Source organism: Flavobacterium sinopsychrotolerans, assembly GCF_900110375.1.
Classification (GTDB): Bacteria; Bacteroidota; Bacteroidia; order Flavobacteriales; family Flavobacteriaceae; genus Flavobacterium; species Flavobacterium sinopsychrotolerans.
Genome location: NZ_FODN01000001.1, coordinates 654938 through 678284, shown reverse-complemented (window position 1 = coordinate 678284; position 23347 = coordinate 654938). Strand labels below are relative to the sequence as shown.

The following is a 23347-nucleotide window of genomic DNA, read 5'->3' as shown; positions in this document are numbered from 1 at the left end:
AGCCCTAAAGTTAAACAATGTTAATGGCTAAGATTTTATTGATTGAAGACGATGTCGCTTTTTGTAGATTATTAGAAAAATTTCTAATAAAAAAATCCTATGATGTAACGGCAACATTTTCAGCCGCAGAAGCAAAATCCAAGATTAAAAGTAACGAATTCGATTTAATTATCACGGATTTAAGGCTTCCCGATTCTGATGGGATTGTACTTATGTCAGAAATAAAATCAACTCACCCAAATGTTCCTGTAATACTAATGACGGGATATTCGGATGTGAGTACAGCTGTAAAGGCTATAAAAAACGGTGCTGCGGATTACATTTCAAAACCATTTAATCCTGAGGAAGTTTTATTGGTTATTACTGGTGCGCTACAAATATCTGATAATACAGTTTCTACGTCTAAAAATAAAAAACAGGAAGTTAAAAAAATTACTGACGAATTTGTTAAAGGTATTTCTCAAGCGTCCCAAAAGCTTGCTGAATACATCCAATTAGTCAGTCCAACAAACATGTCAGTTTTAATTATTGGCGAAAGTGGAACTGGAAAAGAAGTCATTGCAAAAAGTATTCATGAAAACAGTTCCAGAAAAAACACTAATTTCATTGCTGTTGACTGTGGTTCCATTCCAAAAGAATTAGCAGCGAGTGAGTTTTTTGGACATCTAAAAGGATCTTTTACTGGAGCAATCCAAGATAAAATCGGTTTTTTTGAAGCGGCAAATGGTGGAACTATTTTTCTGGATGAAATAGGGAATCTTTCTTATGAAAATCAAATCCAGCTTTTACGAGCTTTGCAAGAAAGAAAAATAAAACCCGTTGGCAGTAATAAAGAAATCGATGTTGATATTAGGATTATTACCGCAACAAATGAAGATTTGCGCGAAGCAGTAAAAAAAGGAGATTTTAGGGAAGATTTATACCACCGAATCAATGAATTCTCCATTCATTCTCCTTCATTAGTGGAACGAAATGAGGATTTAATGCTTTTTTCAGCTTTTTTTCTTGAAAAATCAAATCAAGAATTGAACAAAAATGTCATCGGATTTTCTTCTGAAGTCATGACTATTTTTCAAAACTACAGATGGCCGGGAAATCTTAGGGAACTTCAAAATTGTATCAAAAGAGCCACGCTTTTATCACAAGGAGATTTTATTGAAAAAGCGACACTTCCAGTAGAATTTTTTCAAAATGAACCTACAACAACAAATGATTTTTCATTGTCTGAAAATGAAAAAGACACTATTCTTGAGGCTTTAAATAAAACGAATAATAATAAAACTGAAGCAGCAAAATTGCTTAAAATCAACAGAAAAACATTGTATAATAAATTAAAATTATACGATATCAATTAGTTTATTTCCTTTTCCAGAAGTGTAAAAAGAATCGTAATCTTGTTTTTTAAATCCGTAAAAATAATATTTATGTTTTGGATTGTATGATCTTCTAACTCTAATTGATCTAGAATTGTACTAATATGAGAAGCCTTGATTTGCTTAAACATTGGGTTCATTTTATGAGCACTATTTTTAATTTCAAGAAAGTTATCCTCTAAGATTGCTTGTTCTAAAAATTGTAAACTCTCCTTTGTGCTTGTCATAAAGGTTAATAAAACCTCTTTTAAAGCCTCATCTTCATCGGATAAAAATGATTTCAACGCTTTTAGCGAATATGGTTTGTTTGTTTGTTTAGAGTCAGTTTTCAAGTCTGATTCAACAGGGATTTCCGTATTGTTCAAAAATGCTTTGATGGTTTTGAGCAATCCTTTTGGAGAAAATGGTTTTCTGACCACGGTTGTGAACCCCGCTTTTTTGTAATTTTCTATATCTAAATCATTTCTTCCCGTTACTGCAATAATTGGCTGGTTTTTATAATTTATTTCTGTTGATTTTTTTAGTTTTGCTAAAAATAAGAAACCATCTACAACAGGCATTTGAATATCAGTAATTATGAAATCAAAATTAATATTTGGTAGTGCAGTAATCGCATCAGAGGCATTATTAAACGGAAAAACAGTATACTGATGCTGTTTTAAAACTTCGGTTGTTAACTTCAACAAACTCTCATCATCATCAATGATCACTGCTGTAAATTTCTCTTTTGAAGGATTGATAAAGATTTCTTTTTTGGATAGCGTATCGTCAAAAATTAGTGGAATTTGAATTTCAAAAATGCTTCCTTTGCCTAATTCACTTTTTAAACTCAATTCACCTCCTAAAATAGCGGTTATTTTTTTAGAGATGGTAAGTCCTAAACCCGTTCCTCCATATTTTTTTTCAATATTTTCATCGGCTTGTGTAAATTCCTCAAAAATTAATTGCTGATTTTTTTCTGCTATTCCAATGCCAGAATCCTCAATACGGATGCATATTCTATCGGTTTTAGGATTAACCGTAACTTCAATTTTTATGAATCCTTTTTCTGTAAATTTGAACGCATTTCCTATGATATTAGACAATATTTGTTTCAGCCTGAACGGGTCGCCTATGATTTTTTGTTTTAGATTAGGATCAATTTTGATGTCAAGTTGTATTGGTTTTTGAATATAAACCGATTGTATGCTGTCACCTATTTCATGAATAATATCATATAAAGAGAAAGGGATTTTTTCAACAACTATTTTTCCAGCCTCAATTTGAGTAAAATCAAGTAAATCCTGAACTAATTTCGAGATATATTCTGAAGAATTTTTGATGTTTTTTGTGAAATGTTCTTGCTTTGGATTCAAGATTGAATTGCCCAAAAGTTCGGTGTAGCCTAAGATTGTACTTAAAGGGGTTTTTAAGTCGTGGCTTACCGTGGAAATAAGTTGCTCTCTATTTTTAAGAAGTGTTTTGGTTTTGGTGTTCGCTGCCTCAAGTTGTCTTTTATAGGATTGAGTTTTTGAAAAATCATTTAAAATTAACACTAAAAATAATAATGTTGACAATGATCCTATCGCCGCAGCTATAGTTACGATTCGATTTGTTTTTTTTAATGAATTTTCTCGGTCTAGATTATTTTTGGTTGTATTTCGAATAATCTCACTTTCTACGATATTTAAGATTTTTCTTAATTGTTCCGATATGGAAATTTCATTTTTAAGTAATTTATTTTCTTCAAAATTCAATAATATTTTCTTTTTTTCGGTCTCTTTCTTCACTTGATTCAACAATGTTTTGGAAGCCATTAAAATTGAATCAGTAGCTTTTTTACTTAACGTATTCGTACTGTCATCAGGAATGTTTTGATTTAAATAGGAGACGTACTTTTTAAGTACATTTCGTTGATATTCTCCCATTTCTGAGGGGTATTTTACAAAATCTTCCAATTGGAGCTTTCGTAACGAAGATTCTATCTTGGTTAAATCCTCAATTGCATTTTTTACTGCAGCTTCATCATTGGTCTTGTTTTTTATGGCTTTAAGTTGCTTTATATTTTGAGTTTTTTTAGATAATAAAAATTTCACACTATCCAATAAAGTAATCTGATAGGGAGTTGTGACCAATAATTTTAAAGAATCAATATCTAATTTTAAGGAATCTGTTTTAGAAATATAATTCTTGAAATCTTTTTCAGAATTAGACTGAATGGTTATTCGGGCTAAACTTTCTGTTTTATATATTTTAGAAAGTAAATTACTTACTTTTAAAATTTTGCTATTTTCTTTAACAAACTTACTTTCAGTTTCTGAAAAAACGTTGCTTTCGGAGTATAAAAACCAGCCCACACTTGCAAAAAGTAAAGCTAGCACCAGATAACTAATGAAAACTTTTATCGGAATATAACTTTTTTTATTGTCCATTTTTCAAAGATAAAAATTAGATAAGGCTTTAAAGTTAAGATATTCAAAATATTTTGAAGGGAACAAAAAAACCTCACGGAAAAGTGAGGTTTAATTTCTTTTATAAGTTCGAATCTACAAGGTTTCTTTAAGCCATTTGAAAAATTCACCTTGCCAAACCTGAGCATTTTGTGGTTTCAACACCCAGTGGTTTTCTTCTGGAAAATACAAGAATCTGCTTTTTATGCCACGCAATTGAGCTGCTTGGAACGCTTCTTGACCTTGTCCTATTGGTACACGGAAATCTTTTCCGCCTTGAATAATTAAAATAGGTTTGTTCCATTTTTCCACTAAAGTCATTGGGTTGAATGTCGTGTACGTTTTTTGAGCTACAGCATTGTCTTTCTCCCAATACGCACCACCAAAATCCCAGTTGCTAAAGAAAACTTCCTCAGTAGTTCCAAACATGCTTTGGGTATTAAAAACGCCATCGTGGGCAATGAACGTTTTGAATCGGTTGTTGTGAATTCCCGCTAAATAGAAAACGGAATATCCTCCGTAACTGGCGCCAACGCATCCTAAACGGCTGGTGTCAACATATTTTTCCTTTGCCACATCATCAATCGCTGATAGGTAATCGTCAATTACTTGCCCGCCCCAGTCTTTGCTGATTTGCTCATTCCATTCTACACCATGACCCGGCATTCCGCGTCGGTTTGGAGCCACGACAATATAGCCGTTGGCAGCCATCAACTGCAAATTCCATCGGTAAGAATAAAATTGTGTCAATGCAGATTGTGGTCCACCTTGACAATATAAAAGCGTTGGGTATTTTTTTGAAGCATCAAAATTAGGCGGAAGAACGACCCAAACCAACATTTTTTTGCCATCCGTAGTTGTTACATATCTTCTTTCTGTTTTGCTAAGCGCCAAAGAATTATAGGTTGCCGAATTAACATTGGAAAGTTGTTTCCAAGTATTTTTGTTTAAATTATATGAAAAAATTTCCGCAGCATGATTCATGTCGGTTTTCGTTACGATGATGTTATCGCCTGAGAAACCAACTAAATCATTGACATCAAATTCTCCAGTAGTTATTTGGCGAACGCTGATTGCTATCTTGGTCAGACCTGGAAAATTAACTTCAAACAATTGTTTGGTTCCGTCTATTGGCGCCACAAAATAGATTTTTTTCCCGTCAGGACTCCAAATGAAATGATCAACTGTTCCGTCCCAATTCCCCGTTAAGTTCATTTTCATTCCTTTGAAACTCACCATCAGGTCGTTTTTATCAGCTTCATAACCGTCACGTTTCATTTGCAACCAAGTCAAATTTCCAGTTGGAGAAAATTGTGGAGCGGTATCATATCCTAGGTTTTCCTCGGTTCTATTGCTGGTTTTTCCTGTTTCCAGATTGTACTCGAAAATATTGGTGTTGGTAGAAACAGCATAATCGGTTCCTGCTTTTTTCTTGCTAACGTACAAGATGCTTTTGCTGTCTTGCGACCAAATATAATCTTCGTCTCCGCCAAAAGGTTTTTGTGGACTGTCAAAATTTTCGCCTTTCATAATGTCAATTCCCACTGCGCCTTCTTTGTTTTGTTTGTAAAAAACATGATTGTATTTGCCTTCGTTCCAAGTGTCCCAATGGCGGTAATTTAAGCCGTCATAGATTTGAACGTCTGATTTTTCCAGTTCCGGATAAAAATCTTTTCCGTGAACTTTTTCGATTTTTACTTCATCATTATAAACGATATATTTCCCGTCCGGAGAAACATTTTTATCTTTTAATAATTCTTTAGTATCTTTTACTTCGGTTGGATTTCCACCATTTACGGACAAACTATAGAATTTTGAGTCCGATTTGTTTTCTTGGACCGAAGGAGTGGTAACTTTATAAACTACATTTTTTCCATCTTTGGAAATGCCTAAAGGAGTTACTCTTCCTAATTTCCAGAGCAGTTCCGGAGTCATTACATTTTGTGCCATAGCAGTTAAACTAATCATTAGTAAGGGTATAAACAGTATTTTTTTCATTGTGATAATTGATTTTTTCGAATGCTAAAATTAGCCAATTTAAATTGATGTTTTTTCGTTTTTAACACTTGCTTTTTAGCCCCGATAAAAGTGGAAATCCTTTCTAGTCCTGAACTTGTTTCAGGATTCTGAAACAAGTTCAGGACTAGAAAGATTGAAACGGATAGCGGGATTAGCTCCTGAAATAAATTGAGAATAAATCCAAAAAATTATTAATTTTATGAAAAATATTTAAACATGGATTTGAGCTATTGGGAGTTGAAAAATTGGTTTACGGATGTCGATTATACCATCGTAGGAAGCGGTATTGTGGGCTTGCATGCTGCATTACGCTTGCGCGAAAGATTCCCGGAAAGCAAAATTCTAGTCCTGGAAAAAGGAATGTTGCCGCAAGGCGCAAGTACTAAAAATGCCGGTTTTGCGTGTTTCGGAAGTCTTTCAGAAATTATAGACGATTTAAAATCCCATTCTGAAGAGGAAGTGATTCAACTGGTGCAAAAACGTTGGAAAGGATTGCAATTGTTGCGAAAAAGACTCGGTGATGACACGATAGATTTCAAACCGTATGGCGGATATGAGTTGTTTTTAAAAGACGATGAAAGTTGTTACAGTGAATGTGTCGGGAAATTACCGTTCATCAATGAAATTTTAAGACCACTTTTTAAAGCGGATGTTTTTGCCAAAGAAGTAGATCGTTTTGGGTTTAATGGGATACAAGAATATTTAGTTTTCAATCCCTTTGAAGCACAAATTGATACCGGAAATATGATGCAGGCGTTGTTGAAAGAAGCTGTTTCTAAAAATATTTTAATTCTAAACCAGCAAACCGTTACTTCTTATTTCGATAAGGGAAATGGAGTGGAAGTGGCACTTGGGGATTTCAGTTTTAGTACTAAAAAAATATTGTTTGCTACGAATGGCTTTGCAAATACATTGACAACTGGAGCTGTTAAGCCGGCCAGAGCGCAAGTTTTAATCACGGAGCCTATTAAAAACTTAGATATAAAAGGAACTTTTCACTTGGATAGAGGGTATTATTATTTCAGGAATATTGGCGACAGAATATTATTGGGTGGCGGAAGAAACCTGGATTTTGAGACGGAGAACACAACCGAATTTGGACAAACAGAAATCGTCCAAAAAAAATTGGAACAATTATTAAAAGAAGTAATTTTGCCGAATCAGGATTTCCAGATTGCACACCGTTGGAGCGGGATTATGGGTATTGGCAACAGTAAGAATCCCATTGTTTCACAACTGTCCGATAATGTCTATTGTGGCGTACGATTGGGTGGAATGGGAGTAGCAATAGGAAGTTTAATTGGAACAGAATTAGCAGATTTAGTATAATGGCAACGAAAATAACACCAAGAAAATCAAGACAACCCGTTAAAAAAGAACCGACCTCTTTTATGAGCAAACTAACTCATTTTTTATTCAAAGTATTGTTATGGTTCTTCGGACTTTCTTTATTTTTTGTAGTACTTTTTAAATTTGTTCCGGTTCCATTTACACCATTAATGGTGATTCGGGCGATTGAAAACAAAGCTGCCGGGAAAGAAGTTTTTTTTAGCCACAACTGGGAACCAATTGAGAATATATCGATGAATCTTCAAAAAGCCGTAATTGCCAGTGAAGACGGAACGTTCCTGAAACACAACGGTTTTGATTTTGTTGCGATGCAAAAAGCATATAAAAGCAATGAAAGAGGTCGAAGAATAAAAGGGGGAAGTACCATATCGCAACAAACAGCCAAGAATGTATTTCTTTGGCAAGGTCGAAGTTATTTAAGAAAAGGACTTGAAGCCTATTTCACCGTTCTGATTGAAATTATTTGGGGTAAAGAACGCATCATGGAAGTGTACTTGAATAGTATCGAAATGGGGAATGGTGTTTATGGAGCGCAAGCAGCCGCAAAACATTGGTACCGAAAAGATGCATCGAGTCTTACACCGATGCAGGCAGCTGGAATTGCTGCGATATTACCCAATCCTAGAAAATATTCGGCAACCAGTTCTTCTTCGTATATCAACAGACGAAAAGCTAAAATTATGCGCGTGATGCGAACTGTTGGAAAAATTAATTATTAGATGCTATTTAGGAAAACCCTTTGTAGTATTCTAATTATGTTCTCCGCCTTTACTTTTGGCCAAAATAAAATGAATGAGATAGGTCTCATTACGGATAATGATTTATATACCTCTTCCAAGAATGACAAGTATTATACCAATGGGTTAGAGTTTTTCTATAGGTTTCTAGTAAAAAATGATCAGGAAGCAATAAATAAAAATATATTGGAATTTCGAATAGGCCAATATATTTATAATCCCAGAACTATTAAAGCAAATGATGCAAGATTAAATGATCGGCCGTTCGCTGGTTATCTTTTTGCTGAAGCGGGGAGAACCAGTTTTTATCAAAATGAATCGGTATTCAAGGTTGCGGTTCAGCTTGGTTTCATTGGTGTTAATTCATTTGCTGAAGAAATGCAAAAGGAATTTCACGCAATTTTTAATTATAAATCAGTTCAGGGCTGGCAGTACCAAATTAAAAATGCGGTAGCCCTTCAAACTAATTTTTTATTTTCTAAGAAGTTATTTGTCAAACAAAACAAACAGAATGTAGATTTTCATTTTCAATCAAAAGCAGATTTAGGAACTATTTTTACGGGAGTTTCTGCAGGGTTTTTGACTAGAATCAGTATAAAAAAAGTACTGCCTGTTTATGATTCTAATCTTTATGGAGGTTCTGTTCTTGCTAATTCTCAGCAAAATGATAGCGAGTTGTATTTTTACATCGTTCCCGGTATAAATTATCAATTGTATGATGCTACAATACAGGGAAGTCTTTTTAATGATTCCAGCCCGATAACGTATGATTTAATTCCATTTCGTTTTAATGCAGAATCAGGGATAAAATACCGAAAAAACAATCTTAATTTATCGTATGCCTTTATTTACAGAGGAAAAGAGTTGAAGAATGATTTGGTCACAGGCTATTTTTATGGTTCAATAGCTATTGCTTATTTGTTTAAATAGAACTGTGAACTAAGAAATAAAAAAAACCGTAAACTCTTACTTAAAAGATTTTACGGTTTTTTGTGGAGAATACCGGATTCGAACCGGTCACCTCTTGCCTGCCAGGCAAGCACTCTAGCCAAATGAGCTAATCCCCCAAACTTGGTCGCAAATATAACATATAAATTTTCCAAAAAGCAAATTTCAAAAATACAAATTCATTCTATTTTAAAAAAAGTCAAATCCTCCTTTACTTTTTTTAACTTTACATCAAAATCACTACTATGCCATCAGAAAACTCAATAGGTTCGCTCGTTACAACTATCGACAATAAAATCGCAACCGTTATATTTGGTCATCCTTCAAGTAATTCTTTTCCCAGAGAATTATTAGACCGACTCACTACTGAGTTTAATAATTTAAGTGCCGATCCAACTGTTTCGGTGATTGTTATACAAAGTGAAGGCTCAGGTGCTTTTTGTGCAGGTGCTTCATTTGATGAACTTTTGGCTGTTTCCAATGAATCAGAAGGAACCGAGTTTTTTTCTGGATTTGCCCATTTAATTAATGCCATGCGTTTGTGTTCCAAGCTTATCGTGGGGCGCATTCACGGAAAAGCAGTTGGTGGTGGCGTAGGAATTGCTTCCGCTTGTGATTATACATTGGCTACAAAAAATGCTTCAATAAAATTATCAGAATTAGCGATCGGAATTGGTCCCTTTGTAATAGAACCAGTCGTTTCAAAGAAAATTGGAAAAACGGCAATGGCCGAAATGACGCTCGCAGCCCACGAATGGAAAACTGCTGATTGGGCAGCAGCCAAAGGATTGTATGCCAATACATTTGAAACTATCGAAGCGCTGGATACCGCAATAGCTGATTTTAGCGCTAAATTATCCAGTTATAATCCTGAAGCATTAGCCGAAATGAAAAAAGTGTTATGGGATGGAACCCAAGAATGGAAAACACTTTTGTTAGAGAGAGCCTCTATTTCTGGAAGATTGGTGTTATCTGATTTTACCAAAAAAGCGTTATTACAATTTAAAAAATAATTCATTATGAAAATTCTAATGCTTGTTCAACGAGTAAACATAGAAGAAAAACTGAAAAATGCAACAGACAGCAGTTATCAAATAGGGATTGTTATTGGATCCTTTATTCCTTTTGTTGTTTTACTTGCGTTGGCTTACTGGATGTATACCAGTGCAAAAAAAAGAGACAAAGACCTATAATTATTACTAAATTTGCATTAAAATAAAAACTCCGATGAGCAATATCAGAATTACAAAACAATTTAGTTTCGAAACCGGACACGCCTTATATGGTTATGACGGGAAATGTAAAAATGTTCACGGACATAGTTATAAATTGTCAGTAACGGTAATTGGAACTCCAATTACAGATCGTTCCAATGTTAAATTTGGAATGGTGATTGACTTCACGGATTTAAAGAAAATTGTAAAAGAAGAAATTGTAGATCAATTTGACCATGCGACAGTTTTCAACGGAACAACGCCGCATATCGAATTGGCAAATGAATTAATGACCCGCGGACACCACGTTATTTTGGTAGATTACCAACCAACTAGTGAAAATATGGTAGTAGATTTTTCTCAAAGAATCATCAGCCGATTACCAGAAGGAATCACTCTTTTTTCCCTAAAATTACAAGAAACCGAATCTTCTTTTGCAGAATGGTTTGCTAGTGATAATATGAAATCCATACTGTAACTTCATGCAATTACCCCATAATAAAAAAGTATATTTCGCCTCCGATCAACATTTTGGCGCACCAACACCCGAACTGAGTTTTCCTAGAGAACAAAAATTCGTAGCATGGCTCGATGAGGTAAAAGGCGATGCAGAAGCTATTTTTCTATTGGGCGATTTATTTGATTTTTGGTTCGAATACAAAACCGTAGTCCCAAAAGGATTTATTCGTGTTTTAGGTAAACTCGCCGAAATCAGAGACTCCGGAATCCCTATTTATTTCTTCGTGGGAAACCATGATTTATGGATGGCCGATTATTTCCAGAAAGAACTCAATATTCCTGTGTTTCATGACAATCAAGAATATACTTTTGGAGATAAAACATTCCTTATTGGCCACGGAGACGGAAAAGGTCCCGGAGATTTAGGATACAAACGCATGAAAAAGATATTTACAAATCCTTTTTTCAAATGGCTTTTTAGATGGCTTCATCCGGATATTGGCGTGAAACTGGCGCAATACCTTTCCGTAAAGAATAAATTGATTTCTGGCGATGAAGATGTAACTTTTCTTGGCGAAGACAACGAATGGCTTATTCTTTATTCTAAAAGAAAACTAGAAACCAAACACTACAATTACCTTATTTTCGGACACCGTCATTTGCCTATGAAAGTAACCGTAGGAGAAAATTCTGAGTATGTAAATCTAGGCGACTGGATTACGTATTTTACCTATGGTGTTTTTGATGGCGAGACTTTCGAAATCAAAAAGTATTAATAAATTTTCAAGGGTTTTTTCGACTTTTTTGATTGTGTAAAAAACTGACAAATATGTTGGGGGTTATCCATTAGCGTCTTCTTTTTTGTATATATTTGATTTAGTTAACGATTGTCAGATATATAAATGAGTTAGCTGGTATTTTGGCAAACAAGGTGCAAATAACAAATATAAAAATTGCTAATGGTTAAAGATTTTTTAATATCATTTTCGGATAACTTTAAGGAAAAAACTAAAAATCCATTTCTTGGAACATATCTACTCGTATGGCTAATTAGAAATTGGGATTTAATTTATAGCTTGCTTAATTTTGACTCAAATTTAAGGCTAAAAGATAAAATCACATTTGTTAATGACTATTATAACAAAACTGATTTTGTAGAAAATCTATTAATTAATATCTACTGGTCGTTTGGACTTTTAATTTTAACCTATCTACTCGTAAATATTTCAAGATTTATTGTCAATTTATCAGAAAAACGCTTAACTCCTTGGATTTATAAAATTACTGATTCTAAATCTATAGTATTAAAAGAAGAATATGAAAGAATTCGTGCCGAAAGTGATGATTTACAAAACCGTTTAGATAAAGAACGTGAAACTAAATCGCGATTGGAAGCTCGAATCAAAAGTCTAGAAAACGAGATAATAGAAGTTTCAAAGATTAAAAGTGAAACAAATAATGGTCAAATGGATGTTTTCAAGCCTTCTAATTCCGAAGACAGAACAGATGTTTTCATAAATCGTTTAAAAGCTAAAAATTATATTGATGAGTTTTTAAAGTTATGTTTATCTATTCAACGGGGAGAAACTATTTTAAATGACAATAAATCACTTGATTATTTATTACAGTTAGGTTTACTTATTTATAAATCTCAATATTCAACTTCCGCAAAATATTATTCAATTACGAAAGATGGAGAAAAAGTTCTTGAAAAAATACGGTTAGACATATAAACATCTGCTAAAAGCCGGAGTTTCGTTACGTGCGTAGCACAAACAATGAAAACTGTGTTGAACGGAACCGATTACACGTCCGTTACCTATGGATATCGTTAAGTTTTTAGAGGGATTTACAGAGCTACACGAAGTCTTAATCTTATGTGCTGCGAAAATGTGTCTGAATTTGCGCCTATTCTTGCATTATTAAAGTTTTTTTTTAAAATGCTATTTATTAGATAGTTATTCAATAAAATAACTCTAATTCATTCCTTCCCCATACAAATAATCATCCAGATTTATTTTAAATAAAGTGCCTTCCACCAAGTCTTTTACGGCATCTAATTCTTCCATGGAAACGGCCAAGTCAATTTGGTAACAAGGCGTTTTTAGTAAAAATTTGTGGCATTTGTTTTTCAGTTCACAATCGTCGCAGCATTTATTTTGGAAATAGCTGTCCTCAATACAGCGCTTAAATAGTTGCAGTTCCTGTTGGGTAAAATAAAAACCCATTTCTCTAAAAACCAGTTGGACTTTGTCCAGTACAATGCCATTATCCTTTCTCCAGTAAAAAGCAGTGCCTAAATTGTTATGATATATTTGTTTTATTTCTTGCATGTGTCATCAATTTGAAGCAAATATAAATATTATTTATATTTGTTCTAAATAATAAAACATAAAAATGACATAAAAAAAGTCGGTAAGTAATCTTGAGATTAATTTACTGAAAGATAGTAAGAAGTGTTTTTTCTAAAAAAAAACTATTATTACTCGCTCTTTTCGTGTTCCTCAACATCTTTTTGTAAGTCCAGTTTTCTAAAAGTAGGCGATACGGCACCGGTAAGAAATACGGTAATCAATGTCATGCTTCCGCCAAAGACCACTGCGCTAACAGTTCCCATCAGCTTCGCCGTTAATCCGCTTTCAAAAGCTCCCAATTCATTGGAAGAACCCACAAATATAGAATTCACGGCTGCAACTCGGCCTCGCATGTGATCCGGAGTCTTCAATTGCAAAATAGTTTGGCGTATCACTACCGAAATCCCATCGAAAATACCACTTAGAAATAAAGCTGCAACGGATAACCAAAAAATAGACGAAAGTCCAAAAACGATAATACAAATCCCAAACGCAAAAATAGCCGACAGCAGTTTCATACCCGCATTTTTAGTAAAAGGAATGTATGCGGAAATAATCAGCATCAAAAAAGCGCCAACAGCTGGGGCAGCTCTCAAAACACCAAATCCCTGCGGTCCCACTTTCAAAATATCTTGTGCAAAAATGGGTAATAGCGCAACGGCTCCACCAAAAAGAACGGCAATCATGTCCAGTGATAAAGCGCCTAAAATAGTCTTATTATTGAACACAAATTTCACGCCTTCTTTCAAACTTTCCATAATGGGTTCACCAATTTTTGGATTTAAAATAGGCTTAGTTGCAATTTGGGTTAAAGCTATCAACGCCAAAATTGAACATCCTAAAACGATGGACATGGACCAATGAACACCAATCCAATTGATCGAAAAACCAGCTACTGCAGGACCTAAAACCGAACTTATTTGCCAAACCGAACTGCTCCAAGTGGCGGCATTGGGATATAATTTTTTAGGAACAATTAACGCTAAAAGAGAAAATATCGTCGGGCCAAGAAAAGCACGAACCAATCCTCCTAAAAACACGAAAAAGTAAATGGAATATAAAATAGTTTGGGTAGAAAAATCTTTTATAAAAGGTGGCCACGTAAATAAAAATAAGCCCAAACTAATAATTGAAAAACCTAAAATACATTTGAAAAGCAATCCTTTTTTCTCCTTTTGGTCCACAATGTGACCGGCAAATAATGCCATTGAAATCGCAGGAATAACTTCCATTAATCCGATGATTCCTAACGATAATGGATTTTTGGTCAAACTGTATACTTCCCATTCAATGACGATAAACTGCATGGACCAGCCAAAAACCATGGCAAAACGCAATAACAAAAAAATATTGAATTCTTTATACCGCAGCGCAGAGTAAGGGTCTTTTTTTTTCATAGCAACAGAATCATTGTTTAATATCTCGCAATCGCAATTGCAAACTTAATTTACCTTTCCATTCGTTTTCATCGATGCAATACACCGCTTGAAAAGGTTTTTGATGCGTAGTCAGTTCGATTTTGTTTCCCAAATTAAACCCAATAGCAGCGATGCCTTCGGAGTTATTTTGTTTGACAAAAAGTTTTAAGTGTTCGTCTTCTTGTCCAAGCGGTTTTCCATGACCGGTGTCTTTGATGTTTCTGGTCAGGAAAATTGGCGTCATATTTTGCGGTCCGTACGGTTCAAATTGTTTCAGGATTCGAATTAATTTTGGAGTAATATCCGCAAAATCAATCTCGGCATCAACCGCAATTTCTGGAGTCAACATATCCGGATGAATGGTTCTTTCGACTTCTTTTTCGAAAGCATCTTTGAAGATTTGATAGTTTTCTTCTTTCAACGTCATTCCCGCAGCATACATGTGACCACCAAATTGTTCCAAATGTTCGGTACAGGCTTCGAGTGCATTATACACATCAAATCCTTTTACGGATCGTGCCGAAGCCGCATATTTATCGCCACTTTTGGTAAAAACAAGTGTCGGACGGTAATAGGTTTCTATCAATCGGGAAGCGACAATTCCAATCACACCTTTGTGCCAATCTTCTTGAAAAACTACGGAGGTAAAACGTTCTTTTTCATTGTTTTCCTCAATTTGTTTTAACGCCTCTTTCGTGATTAATTTGTCTAAATCCTTTCGCTCCGAATTATACGCCTCGATTTCAGAAGCAAATTGTTGGGCTTGCTCAAAATCAAATTCGGTTAATAATTCCACCGCATGATTCCCGTGTTTAATGCGTCCGGCGGCGTTTATTCTGGGTGCGATGATGAAAACAACATCGGTAATATCTAAAGTTTGTTTTTTTATTTGGTGAATGATGGCTTTGATTCCCGGTCTTGGGTCAGAATTGATGACTTGCAATCCAAAATAAGCCAGCACCCGATTTTCTCCAGTCATAGGGACGATATCAGCAGCAATCGCAGCTGAAACCAAATCCAAATACGGAATCAAATCATCGATTGTTTCATTTCGGTTTTGGCCTAAAGCCTGAATCAATTTGAAACCTATTCCGCAACCGCACAATTCATCGTAGGGATAGGAACAATCGTCTCTTTTTGGATCGAGAATGGCAATAGCTTCGGGTAAGAATTCTCCCGGCCTATGGTGGTCACAAATGATAAAATCGATGTTTTTTGCTTTGGCGTACCCCACATGATCGATAGATTTTATACCACAATCCAAAGCAATTATAAGTGAAAATCCATTGTCATCAGCAAAGTCAATTCCTTTAAATGAAATTCCATAGCCTTCATCATAACGATCCGGAATATAGGTCGCCACGTTCGGATAATAGGTTTTTAAATAGGAAGAAACGAGTGAAACTGCCGTGGTTCCATCGACATCATAATCACCAAAAACGAGAATATTTTCCTCATTTTCAATTGCTTTTTCAATTCGGGCGACTGCTTTTTCCATATCTTTCATCAAATATGGATCGTGCAAATCCTCTAAACTTGGTCGAAAAAACCGTCTGGCATCTTCAAATGTTTCAATACCGCGTTGCACTAATAAAGTGGCCACAAAATCTTCTACATTCAGCGCTTTCGCCAAATGTTGTACAGTCTCCTCTGAAGGTTTTGGTTTGAAGGTCCAACGCATATTGATTTGGTATTATAAAATTTAGAAATTCGAAAAGGGAACCACCGCTAATTCGCTAATTACGTCTATCGATTTATAATAGCAATTAGCATTTTAACAATTTTTATTTTTTCAATACTAAAGCACTTCCGTAAAAGGCAATTCCATCCCAACCGGTTTTCATGAAATTGCGGATGTTTTGGTGATCAGTTCCGTTTGGATTTTGTAAAACATCTTCGTAATAATAGGCTCCAAAACAGGCTAGTGTTTCTGCTTCTGATAAGTTTTGAATTTCGGCGAACGAAAATAATTTGCAAGATCCTGAATTTTCTCCTGCTGCATTGTGTTGCAAACCATTCTCGAATGCTGTAGGTGTAAAGTCGTAGTTTTCTTCGATAGTAGCAATGGTTTCTGGAAATACTATTGCTTCAGGTGTTTGTTTTAATTTCTCTAAGAAAGCGGCTATAGTCATATTGATTTTCATTGTTTAGAATTGTGAGGCAATTGTTTTCGCGGCAAAAATAGCGCCATCCATATAACCAGGGTTTTGATTGGCTGTTTCAGCTCCAGAAACATATAATTTTTCGTTTAATAATGGTGTTTTAAAAAGCGAATGTCCGTTGTTTTGGTGCGCTAATACAAGTTGTTCATACGGCTGAAATGTAAGTGGTTCTTCCCTCCAAACGCTCTCATAATAGGCTACATAATCCGAAGCTTCTGGCCCAAAGAATGTCGTTAGTTGCGCTATTACTTTTTCTTTGCGTTCTTCAAAAGACAGGACTGCGGTTCCCCCATTTAGGAAACCTTTCAATGCAAAACCGGAATTATCAGCAGTGCTGTGGTCATACATTTCCTGAATAATACTGGCTTGGCTGAATAACGTTCCAGAATAATTATTCTGTTTCCAAAAAGGAGTTTTATATTCCACAGCGAATTTTATAGATTCGCCCATCCAAGTATGCGTTTTCTTGGCTAGTTGTGTGAAATTGTCGGGTAATTTGGGTTCAAAAATCACCGAGTTTACAAGCAAATTGGGTGGAATAGTGCTGATTACTTTATCGGCTGAATAACTGCTTCCGCTTGAATCCGTTACTATTAATTGATTATTTTGCTCTTTTATTGCGATTATTTTAGTTTGTGTTTTAATATGTTGTAGACCAATCTCAGAGACTAATTTCTCAATTAGAGTTGCTGTTCCACCCACGATACGAAAAGAAGGTTCTTTGGAATCTGAGATTTCAAATTTCTGTGGCGGTACAAAAGACATTGTTTCAAATAATGAAATGCCCTTTGTATGTTGTCTAAAATAGGGGAGTTCTAAAATGTGAAGTACCTCCAGAAGATGCCGGTGTTGATTTCCAAACCAAGTCGCACCCATTTCCATCGTGACAGCTGTTGTTCCGGTTATGGTTTTTATGCGGCCTCCAATTCTGGTATTGGCCTCCAATATCAGAACTTCTATTCCTTTTTTTTGAAGTAAAAAAGCAGTGTAGAGTCCACAAAGTCCCGCACCGATTACAATAACTTTTTCCTTTTTCATGATTATTCTTCAGCTGAGAATTTAGATTTTTTAGGCTCTTTTGTTATTTGTTTTCCACCTACAACCACAACAATTTCTCCTCTTGGAGCTATTTTTTCAAAATGAGTCAAAACTTCTCGTACCGTTCCTCGAACATTTTCTTCGTGCAATTTTGATAATTCTCTACAAACACAAATCGGTCTGTCTTCACCAAAATAAGTAATGAATTCCGCTAAAGTTTTCACTAATTTATGCGGTGAAACATATAAAATCATTGTACGCGTTTCTTCGGCTAAAGCCAAATAACGGGTTTGTTTCCCTTTTTTGTCAGGTAAAAAACCTTCGAAAACAAATTTATCATTCGGTAAGCCACTGTTTACTAATGCAGGTACAAATGCTGTTGCTCCAGGCAAACATTCGACTTCAACTCCATTCTCAACACAAGCGCGGGTCAATAAAAATCCGGGGTCCGAAATTGCGGGTGTTCCCGCATCTGATATCAAGGCGATATTTTCTCCAGCTTTCAATCTCGAAATTAAATTCTCAATGGTTTTGTGTTCGTTGTGCATGTGATGGCTGTACATGTGTGTGCCAATCTCGAAATGTTTCAACAATTTTCCACTCGTACGCGTGTCCTCGGCGAGAATCAAATCGACTTCCTTAAGAATCCGAATGGCTCGAAAAGTCATGTCTTCAAGATTGCCGATAGGCGTAGGAACGATGTATAATTTTGACATAGATAAAGTAATTAAATACAAATTTTATAGAAAATCTGTATTTGTTCAAATGTATATTCAGAAAAAGTTATAGGAAAATTACAAGAATTTTTTCTCTATAATATCCATGAAACGTTCCTCATAATCTTGTTTTCCTTCCCAATTGTTGTAATCTGGTTTTACCATTTCCTGTACAAAATCGCGTGTTTCATAGAAGGTGTCAAACGTGATAAGTTGGCTTAAAACACGGTTGTAATCCTCGCTGCTGTTTCCAAAAAGATGTTTTATAAAGGCCAAACGATCATTCAAATCGATGTTGATTCCTTTGGCTAACTTATCGTTCAAAGAAACTGTTTTTGGCTCCGCTTTTTCAGCAGAGTCTGCTGAAACATTTTCTAATTTTGGCTCTTCAGCAGGTAACACTTCTTTTGGGGTTTCAATAACTATTGCAGTGGGAATATTATCGACTTGCTGTTTTTTTACAAAAAGTGTATCGTGGTAATTGCCACCTAATAAATCTTCAAAAGAGATTTGTACGGCTTCTGTTTTCTTTGGTATTTCCAGTTCGGTCTGCACTTCTTTTTCCTGTGATAATTCAAAAGCAGGTTCAAAAGGCGCTTCACGTTCTACTGTTTCTTCTTCTATTTCCTTTTCTGTACTCGCAACTATTTCTCGTTCTACCACAGTTTCTTCCTCTTCCTCGCTCGCGTCAATTACTTTTTCTGTTTGTTCCAAAGGGATTTCACTTGCATCTTCATCTACAGATTCCTCAGTGATTTTTTCTTCCTCATGAATTTCCTCAGTTATTGCTTCTTCTTCCTCTAAAACGCTTTCATTTTCTGTTGTAGCAGTTTCTTGTTCCGCTAAAGGAGTTGTTTCTTCGGTTTGTTCCAAAGTCGTTTCGGCAGGTTCTTCCACAGCAGTTTCGTCAATTACAATTGCTGCTTCCGGTTGAGTGGACTCAGTTTTGTCATAAATAGTTTCTATTTCTTTGCTAATTTCCGTTATACCAATAGTTGGTTTTGCTTCACTGAAATGTTCGTCCACAAATCGTAAGACAGAAAGTTTTTCATATAACTTCTGCGTTTCCAGATATAATTGATTGATGTCAGATTTATTTTTTAGCTGTAATATTCTGTGTGCAATGCTGATTAAATCGGCTTCCAATTTTTTTTTCATAACTGTTGAAATTATAGGGTGTTAGGCGGGGCTTTTTTGATGCGTTTTTGTATTACCTTTTTATATCGCCCCCAGAAAAGGGATTCTTTGTGTACGCGATTTTTATTTTTTTAAATAAGTGCTCGCAAATCTCCGATTTGATATAAATTTTATACTTTTGAAACGACGTAAAAGTATAAAATTTTTAAGTCGGTTTGTCTATTACAAAGTAATAAAAACTATTCATTTTTTAAGTCAGAAAAATACAAAATGTTTCTCGAAAATACAGTAAATCATAAAGAACAATTTGGTTGGATCGAAGTCATTTGTGGCTCCATGTTTTCGGGTAAAACCGAAGAATTGATCCGTCGTTTGAAAAGAGCGCAGTTTGCCAAGCAAAAAGTCGAAATTTTTAAACCGGCAATCGATACGCGTTATGATGATGAAATGGTAGTGTCTCATGATGCTAACGAAATTCGTTCCACACCCGTTCCCGCTGCCGCAAATATTGCTATTTTGGCGCAAGGTTGTGATGTTGTAGGAATTGACGAAGCACAATTTTTTGATGACGAAATTGTCAAAATTTGTAACGATTTGGCGAATCAGGGAATCCGTGTAATTGTTGCCGGATTAGATATGGATTTCAAGGGAAATCCTTTTGGTCCAATGCCCGCATTAATGGCAACTGCCGAATATGTTACCAAAGTGCATGCCGTATGCACCCGCACCGGAAATCTAGCGAATTACAGTTTCCGAAAAACCGACAATGACAAACTCGTTATGTTAGGAGAAACAGAAGAATACGAACCGTTGAGTCGTGCCGCGTATTATCATGCGATGCGGAAAGATCAGGAGAAAAAATAAAGAAAATTATATTTTTATAAAAAAGGGGAAATCTTGTCTTTAAACAAATTTCCCCTTTTTAGTATTTTTAAATCAACAATCTTACATTTTCTTCCTCATTCTCGCTACCGGAATATCGAGTTGTTCTCTGTATTTTGCAATTGTTCTTCTTGCGATTGGATAGCCTTTTTCTTTAAGAATTTCGGCTAATTGATCGTCTGGAAGTGGTTTTTTCTTATCTTCTTCCTCAATGGTGTTCTGAAGAATTTTTTTGATTTCCAATGTCGAAACATCTTCGCCTTGGTCATTTTTCATCGCTTCCGAGAAGAATTCTTTAATTAGTTTCGTGCCATAAGGCGTTTCCACGTATTTGCTGTTTGCCACACGTGAAATAGTGGAAATATCAAGACCTACCATATCAGCAATATCTTTCAGAATCATTGGTTTCAACTTTGTTTCATCACCATCCAAGAAATATTCTTCCTGATAATGCATAATCGCATTCATGGTTACAAAAAGCGTTTCCTGACGTTGTCGTATCGCATCGATAAACCATTTAGCCGAATCCAGTTTTTGTTTGATAAACTGCACCGCATCTTTTTGCTGTGCTGATTTATCACGGGAATCCTTGTAGGTTTGCATCATTTCCTGATAATCTTTAGAAACGTGCAGGGAAGGAGCATTTCGTCCGTTTAAGGTCAATTCCAATTCACCGTCCACAATTCTGATGGCGAAATCAGGAACTACATTTTCAGTTACTTTGTTGTTTCCAGTAAATGATCCGCCTGGCTTTGGATTTAGTTTTTCTATTTCGTGAATGGCTTTTTTAAGTTGCTCATTCGAAACATTATATTTTTGCAACAGCTTGTCGTAATGTTTTTTGGTAAACGCATCAAACTGATTTTCGATAATATCAGTAGCCAGTTCTACGGATTCTGTTGGTGTTTTGTGTTTTAGTTGCAACAACAAACATTCTTGTAAATCTTGTGCGCCCACGCCTGATGGTTCCAGTTCATGAATTACCTGCAACATTTTTTCCACCATCTTCTCATCGGTGTAAATGCCTTGCGTGAATGCCATGTCGTCTACCATATCTGGAACGCTTCTGCGGATATAACCCATGTCATCAATACTTCCCACCAAAAATTCAGCAATTTCACGCTCCTCTTCATTCAATATAAAGGTATTCAACTGATTGATTAAATCTTGGTGGAAACTAACCGGTGCTGCAAAAGGCGTTTCGCGATCATCGTCGTCATCGCTGTAATTATTGGCCTGTGTTTTATAGTCCGGTGTTTCGTCGTTACTTAAATATTCGTCAATGTTAATGTCTTCGGCTTCAATTCTGTCTGATTCCGAATCATCATAATCGTCATAATCTTCATTTTCGAACTCATCCTTTTCATATTCATCTTCTTCTTTTCCGGCTTCCAAAGCTGGATTTTCGTTCATTTCTTCCAATAAACGTTGTTCGAAAGCTTGCGTAGGCAATTGAATTAACTTCATCAGCTGAATTTGCTGTGGAGATAATTTCTGTGATAACTTTAAATTTAAGAATTGCTTTAGCATTTTTATTGTTTAAAAGTTTAAGGTTTAAAGTTTAAGGTTGCTGAACTTTCAACAACCTTAAACTTTAAATCTGAAACAAATTTTTAAAATTCCGCATTCATTGGCGTTCTTGGGAAAGGAATTACGTCACGAATGTTTGTCATTCCTGTTACAAATAATACTAATCTTTCGAATCCAAGTCCAAAACCAGAGTGAACTGCTGAACCGAATTTTCGGGTATCAAGATACCACCACAATTCTTCTTCATCAATTCCTAAGGCTTTCATTTTTTCAACCAAAACATCAAAACGTTCTTCTCTTTGAGAACCTCCCACGATTTCTCCAATTCCAGGGAAAAGGATGTCCATCGCGCGAACTGTTTTTCCGTCTTCGTTCAAACGCATGTAAAATGCTTTAATATTTGCCGGGTAATCAAACAAGATTACCGGACATTTAAAGTGTTTTTCTACCAAGTAACGTTCGTGTTCTGACTGTAAATCAGCACCCCATTCGTTAATGATATAGTTGAATTTTTTCTTTTTATTTGGTGTACATTCTCTCAAAATGTCAATTGCTTCCGTGTACGAAACGCGTTTAAAATTGTTTTCCAAAACAAAGTTTAATTTGTCTAGCAAAGCCATTTCGCTTCTTTCTGCAACGGGTTTTGATTTCTCTTCATCCAATAATCGCGTTTCTAAGAATTTCAAATCCTCCGGACATTTGTCCATTGTATATTTGATTACATATTGAATAAAATCTTCAGCCAAGTCCATATTATCATTCAAATCATTGAACGCCACTTCCGGCTCAATCATCCAAAATTCCGCAAGGTGACGAGAAGTATTCGAGTTTTCGGCTCTAAAAGTTGGTCCAAAAGTATAAATCTGACCCAAAGCCATCGCAAAAGTTTCTCCTTCCAGTTGTCCCGAAACCGTTAGGTTCGTTTCTTTCCCGAAGAAATCTTCTTTGTAATTCACTTTTCCGTCTTCAGTTCTTGGTGTTCCGTCAAATGGCAAAGCGGTAACTTTAAACATTTCACCAGCACCTTCAGCATCCGATCCCGTGATAATTGGCGTATTCACATACACAAAACCTTTCTCTTGGAAATAACTGTGAACCGCATATGATAATACAGAACGCACTCTCATAATGGCTCCAAACATATTGGTACGAACTCTTAAATGCGCATTTTCACGTAAGAAATCTAAGCTTGGTTTATTTTTTGGTTGTATCGGGAATTTCTCTGCATCTGAATCTCCAAGGATTTCCAGTTTAGCCACCTGAATTTCAAATTTTTGTCCGGCACCTTTACTTTCTACCAAAGTTCCTGTTACAGATATTGCTGCTCCAGTCGTAATTCGCTTCAAGGTTTCGTCTGGTGTGTTCTCAAAATCGACAACACATTGTATATTATCAATGGTCGAGCCATCGTTTAAGGCAATAAATTGATTGTTTCTAAAAGTTCTCACCCATCCTTTTGCATTTACTTCATGAAGCGTTTTTGTGCTGTTTAGTAAGTCTTTAACTTTTGTATGTCTCATTTTATGTATATAATTGATATTAAAAATTGTCTCGTGACTGAACTGCAAATATAAATGATTT

General features: G+C 35.4%; 21 protein-coding genes and 1 tRNA gene. 10 read left to right on the top strand and 12 right to left on the bottom strand.

Annotated elements, in window-relative coordinates; all coding sequences use genetic code 11:
* Positions 1-23 precede the first annotated feature (23 nt).
* Entirely contained in the window at positions 24-1355 is a 1332-nt protein-coding gene (locus tag BMX64_RS03040) for a sigma-54-dependent transcriptional regulator (RefSeq protein ID WP_091166540.1), read from the top strand.
* On the opposite strand, the gene BMX64_RS03035 is transcribed toward BMX64_RS03040, so the two are convergent.
* Positions 1352-3784 (bottom strand): ATP-binding response regulator, encoded by a 2433-nt coding sequence (locus BMX64_RS03035; RefSeq protein ID WP_091166203.1) that lies wholly within the window; start codon positions 3782-3784, stop codon positions 1352-1354. The genes BMX64_RS03040 and BMX64_RS03035 overlap by 4 nt on opposite strands.
* A gap of 114 nt (positions 3785-3898) precedes the next feature.
* On the bottom strand, positions 3899-5800 hold the full coding sequence (locus BMX64_RS03030) for a S9 family peptidase (RefSeq protein WP_091166200.1): 1902 nt from the start codon (positions 5798-5800) through the stop codon (positions 3899-3901).
* 237 nt (positions 5801-6037) lie between these two features.
* On the opposite strand from BMX64_RS03030, the gene BMX64_RS03025 reads away from it, so the two are divergent.
* From BMX64_RS03025 to BMX64_RS03015, 3 genes are read left to right on the top strand one after another with little or no spacing between them, the layout of a single operon-like run.
* Positions 6038-7150, top strand: a complete 1113-nt coding sequence (locus tag BMX64_RS03025) for an NAD(P)/FAD-dependent oxidoreductase (RefSeq protein WP_091166198.1) — start codon at positions 6038-6040, stop codon at positions 7148-7150.
* Positions 7150-7890, top strand: a complete 741-nt coding sequence (gene mtgA / locus BMX64_RS03020) for a monofunctional biosynthetic peptidoglycan transglycosylase (RefSeq protein WP_091166196.1) — start codon at positions 7150-7152, stop codon at positions 7888-7890. Before BMX64_RS03025 ends, mtgA begins: the two co-directional genes overlap by 1 nt.
* On the top strand, positions 7891-8838 hold the full coding sequence (locus BMX64_RS03015) for a lipid A deacylase LpxR family protein (protein ID WP_091166195.1): 948 nt from the start codon (positions 7891-7893) through the stop codon (positions 8836-8838).
* A gap of 63 nt (positions 8839-8901) precedes the next feature.
* Here the strand turns inward: BMX64_RS03015 and BMX64_RS03010 are convergent.
* Positions 8902-8975, bottom strand: a tRNA-Ala gene (locus tag BMX64_RS03010).
* 126 nt (positions 8976-9101) lie between these two features.
* Between BMX64_RS03010 and BMX64_RS03005 the strand changes: the two genes are divergently transcribed.
* The 5 genes from BMX64_RS03005 (at position 9102) to BMX64_RS02990 (ending at position 12262) form a co-directional block, all read left to right on the top strand.
* Positions 9102-9869 carry an enoyl-CoA hydratase/isomerase family protein gene (locus BMX64_RS03005; protein WP_091166193.1) on the top strand — a complete coding sequence of 256 codons (768 nt, stop codon included), beginning with the start codon at positions 9102-9104 and terminating at the stop codon, positions 9867-9869.
* Positions 9870-9875: 6 nt separating this feature from the next.
* Positions 9876-10049: a hypothetical protein gene (locus tag BMX64_RS15650; RefSeq protein WP_167543016.1), complete on the top strand. Its 174-nt coding sequence runs from the start codon at positions 9876-9878 to the stop codon at positions 10047-10049.
* Between the two features lie 34 nt (positions 10050-10083).
* Positions 10084-10548, top strand: a complete 465-nt coding sequence (locus tag BMX64_RS03000) for a 6-pyruvoyl trahydropterin synthase family protein (RefSeq protein WP_091166192.1) — start codon at positions 10084-10086, stop codon at positions 10546-10548.
* 4 nt (positions 10549-10552) lie between these two features.
* Entirely contained in the window at positions 10553-11305 is a 753-nt protein-coding gene (locus BMX64_RS02995) for a UDP-2,3-diacylglucosamine diphosphatase (protein ID WP_091166191.1), read from the top strand.
* 183 nt (positions 11306-11488) lie between these two features.
* Entirely contained in the window at positions 11489-12262 is a 774-nt protein-coding gene (locus BMX64_RS02990; RefSeq protein ID WP_091166189.1) for a hypothetical protein, read from the top strand.
* A gap of 243 nt (positions 12263-12505) precedes the next feature.
* On the opposite strand, the gene BMX64_RS02985 is transcribed toward BMX64_RS02990, so the two are convergent.
* The 7 genes from BMX64_RS02985 to BMX64_RS02955 form a co-directional block, all read right to left on the bottom strand.
* Positions 12506-12862, bottom strand: a complete 357-nt coding sequence (locus tag BMX64_RS02985; RefSeq protein WP_091166187.1) for a hypothetical protein — start codon at positions 12860-12862, stop codon at positions 12506-12508.
* Between the two features lie 149 nt (positions 12863-13011).
* A complete protein-coding gene (locus BMX64_RS02980; RefSeq protein WP_091166184.1) occupies positions 13012-14280 on the bottom strand; it encodes an MFS transporter in 1269 nt (422 codons plus the stop codon).
* A gap of 10 nt (positions 14281-14290) precedes the next feature.
* Positions 14291-15982, bottom strand: coding sequence for a single-stranded-DNA-specific exonuclease RecJ (gene recJ, locus BMX64_RS02975; RefSeq protein ID WP_091166182.1), 1692 nt, complete (start codon positions 15980-15982; stop codon positions 14291-14293).
* A gap of 103 nt (positions 15983-16085) precedes the next feature.
* Positions 16086-16433 (bottom strand): HopJ type III effector protein, encoded by a 348-nt coding sequence (locus BMX64_RS02970; RefSeq protein WP_091166539.1) that lies wholly within the window; start codon positions 16431-16433, stop codon positions 16086-16088.
* 15 nt (positions 16434-16448) lie between these two features.
* Entirely contained in the window at positions 16449-17501 is a 1053-nt protein-coding gene (locus BMX64_RS02965; protein ID WP_091166179.1) for a flavin monoamine oxidase family protein, read from the bottom strand.
* Between the two features lie 2 nt (positions 17502-17503).
* Positions 17504-18217: a 16S rRNA (cytidine(1402)-2'-O)-methyltransferase gene (gene rsmI, locus BMX64_RS02960; RefSeq protein ID WP_091166177.1), complete on the bottom strand. Its 714-nt coding sequence runs from the start codon at positions 18215-18217 to the stop codon at positions 17504-17506.
* 78 nt (positions 18218-18295) lie between these two features.
* On the bottom strand, positions 18296-19375 hold the full coding sequence (locus tag BMX64_RS02955) for a hypothetical protein (RefSeq protein ID WP_091166175.1): 1080 nt from the start codon (positions 19373-19375) through the stop codon (positions 18296-18298).
* Positions 19376-19624: 249 nt separating this feature from the next.
* Here BMX64_RS02955 and BMX64_RS02950 point away from each other — a divergent pair, with 249 nt between their 5' ends.
* The gene (locus tag BMX64_RS02950) at positions 19625-20218 is read left to right on the top strand and encodes a thymidine kinase (protein ID WP_091166173.1); all 594 of its coding nucleotides are present in this window, start codon (positions 19625-19627) and stop codon (positions 20216-20218) included.
* A gap of 81 nt (positions 20219-20299) precedes the next feature.
* On the opposite strand, the gene rpoN is transcribed toward BMX64_RS02950, so the two are convergent.
* Together rpoN and asnS are read right to left on the bottom strand one after the other, a co-directional pair.
* Entirely contained in the window at positions 20300-21766 is a 1467-nt protein-coding gene (rpoN, locus tag BMX64_RS02945) for an RNA polymerase factor sigma-54 (RefSeq protein ID WP_091166170.1), read from the bottom strand.
* An 83-nt stretch (positions 21767-21849) separates the two neighbouring features.
* Positions 21850-23286: an asparagine--tRNA ligase gene (gene asnS, locus BMX64_RS02940; RefSeq protein ID WP_091166168.1), complete on the bottom strand. Its 1437-nt coding sequence runs from the start codon at positions 23284-23286 to the stop codon at positions 21850-21852.
* Positions 23287-23347: the final 61 nt, after the last annotated feature.

Excerpts from the sequence above, each read along its gene's own strand:
- BMX64_RS02995 (WP_091166191.1), top strand. The coding sequence starts at position 10,553 with ATGCAATTACCCCATAATAAAAAAGTATATTTCGCCTCCGATCAACAT.
- BMX64_RS02980 (WP_091166184.1), bottom strand. The coding sequence starts at position 14,280 with ATGAAAAAAAAAGACCCTTACTCTGCGCTGCGGTATAAAGAATTCAAT.
- asnS (WP_091166168.1), bottom strand. The coding sequence starts at position 23,286 with ATGAGACATACAAAAGTTAAAGACTTACTAAACAGCACAAAAACGCTT.
- BMX64_RS03025 (WP_091166198.1), top strand. The coding sequence starts at position 6,038 with ATGGATTTGAGCTATTGGGAGTTGAAAAATTGGTTTACGGATGTCGAT.
- mtgA (WP_091166196.1), top strand. The coding sequence starts at position 7,150 with ATGGCAACGAAAATAACACCAAGAAAATCAAGACAACCCGTTAAAAAA.
- BMX64_RS03040 (WP_091166540.1), top strand. The coding sequence starts at position 24 with ATGGCTAAGATTTTATTGATTGAAGACGATGTCGCTTTTTGTAGATTA.
- recJ (WP_091166182.1), bottom strand. The coding sequence starts at position 15,982 with ATGCGTTGGACCTTCAAACCAAAACCTTCAGAGGAGACTGTACAACAT.
- BMX64_RS02990 (WP_091166189.1), top strand. The coding sequence starts at position 11,489 with ATGGTTAAAGATTTTTTAATATCATTTTCGGATAACTTTAAGGAAAAA.
- BMX64_RS15650 (WP_167543016.1), top strand. The coding sequence starts at position 9,876 with ATGAAAATTCTAATGCTTGTTCAACGAGTAAACATAGAAGAAAAACTG.
- BMX64_RS02950 (WP_091166173.1), top strand. The coding sequence starts at position 19,625 with ATGTTTCTCGAAAATACAGTAAATCATAAAGAACAATTTGGTTGGATC.
- rsmI (WP_091166177.1), bottom strand. The coding sequence starts at position 18,217 with ATGTCAAAATTATACATCGTTCCTACGCCTATCGGCAATCTTGAAGAC.
- BMX64_RS03000 (WP_091166192.1), top strand. The coding sequence starts at position 10,084 with ATGAGCAATATCAGAATTACAAAACAATTTAGTTTCGAAACCGGACAC.
- BMX64_RS03030 (WP_091166200.1), bottom strand. The coding sequence starts at position 5,800 with ATGAAAAAAATACTGTTTATACCCTTACTAATGATTAGTTTAACTGCT.
- BMX64_RS03035 (WP_091166203.1), bottom strand. The coding sequence starts at position 3,784 with ATGGACAATAAAAAAAGTTATATTCCGATAAAAGTTTTCATTAGTTAT.
- BMX64_RS03015 (WP_091166195.1), top strand. The coding sequence starts at position 7,891 with ATGCTATTTAGGAAAACCCTTTGTAGTATTCTAATTATGTTCTCCGCC.
- BMX64_RS03005 (WP_091166193.1), top strand. The coding sequence starts at position 9,102 with ATGCCATCAGAAAACTCAATAGGTTCGCTCGTTACAACTATCGACAAT.
- rpoN (WP_091166170.1), bottom strand. The coding sequence starts at position 21,766 with ATGCTAAAGCAATTCTTAAATTTAAAGTTATCACAGAAATTATCTCCA.
- BMX64_RS02955 (WP_091166175.1), bottom strand. The coding sequence starts at position 19,375 with ATGAAAAAAAAATTGGAAGCCGATTTAATCAGCATTGCACACAGAATA.
- BMX64_RS02970 (WP_091166539.1), bottom strand. The coding sequence starts at position 16,433 with ATGACTATAGCCGCTTTCTTAGAGAAATTAAAACAAACACCTGAAGCA.
- BMX64_RS02985 (WP_091166187.1), bottom strand. The coding sequence starts at position 12,862 with ATGCAAGAAATAAAACAAATATATCATAACAATTTAGGCACTGCTTTT.
- BMX64_RS02965 (WP_091166179.1), bottom strand. The coding sequence starts at position 17,501 with ATGAAAAAGGAAAAAGTTATTGTAATCGGTGCGGGACTTTGTGGACTC.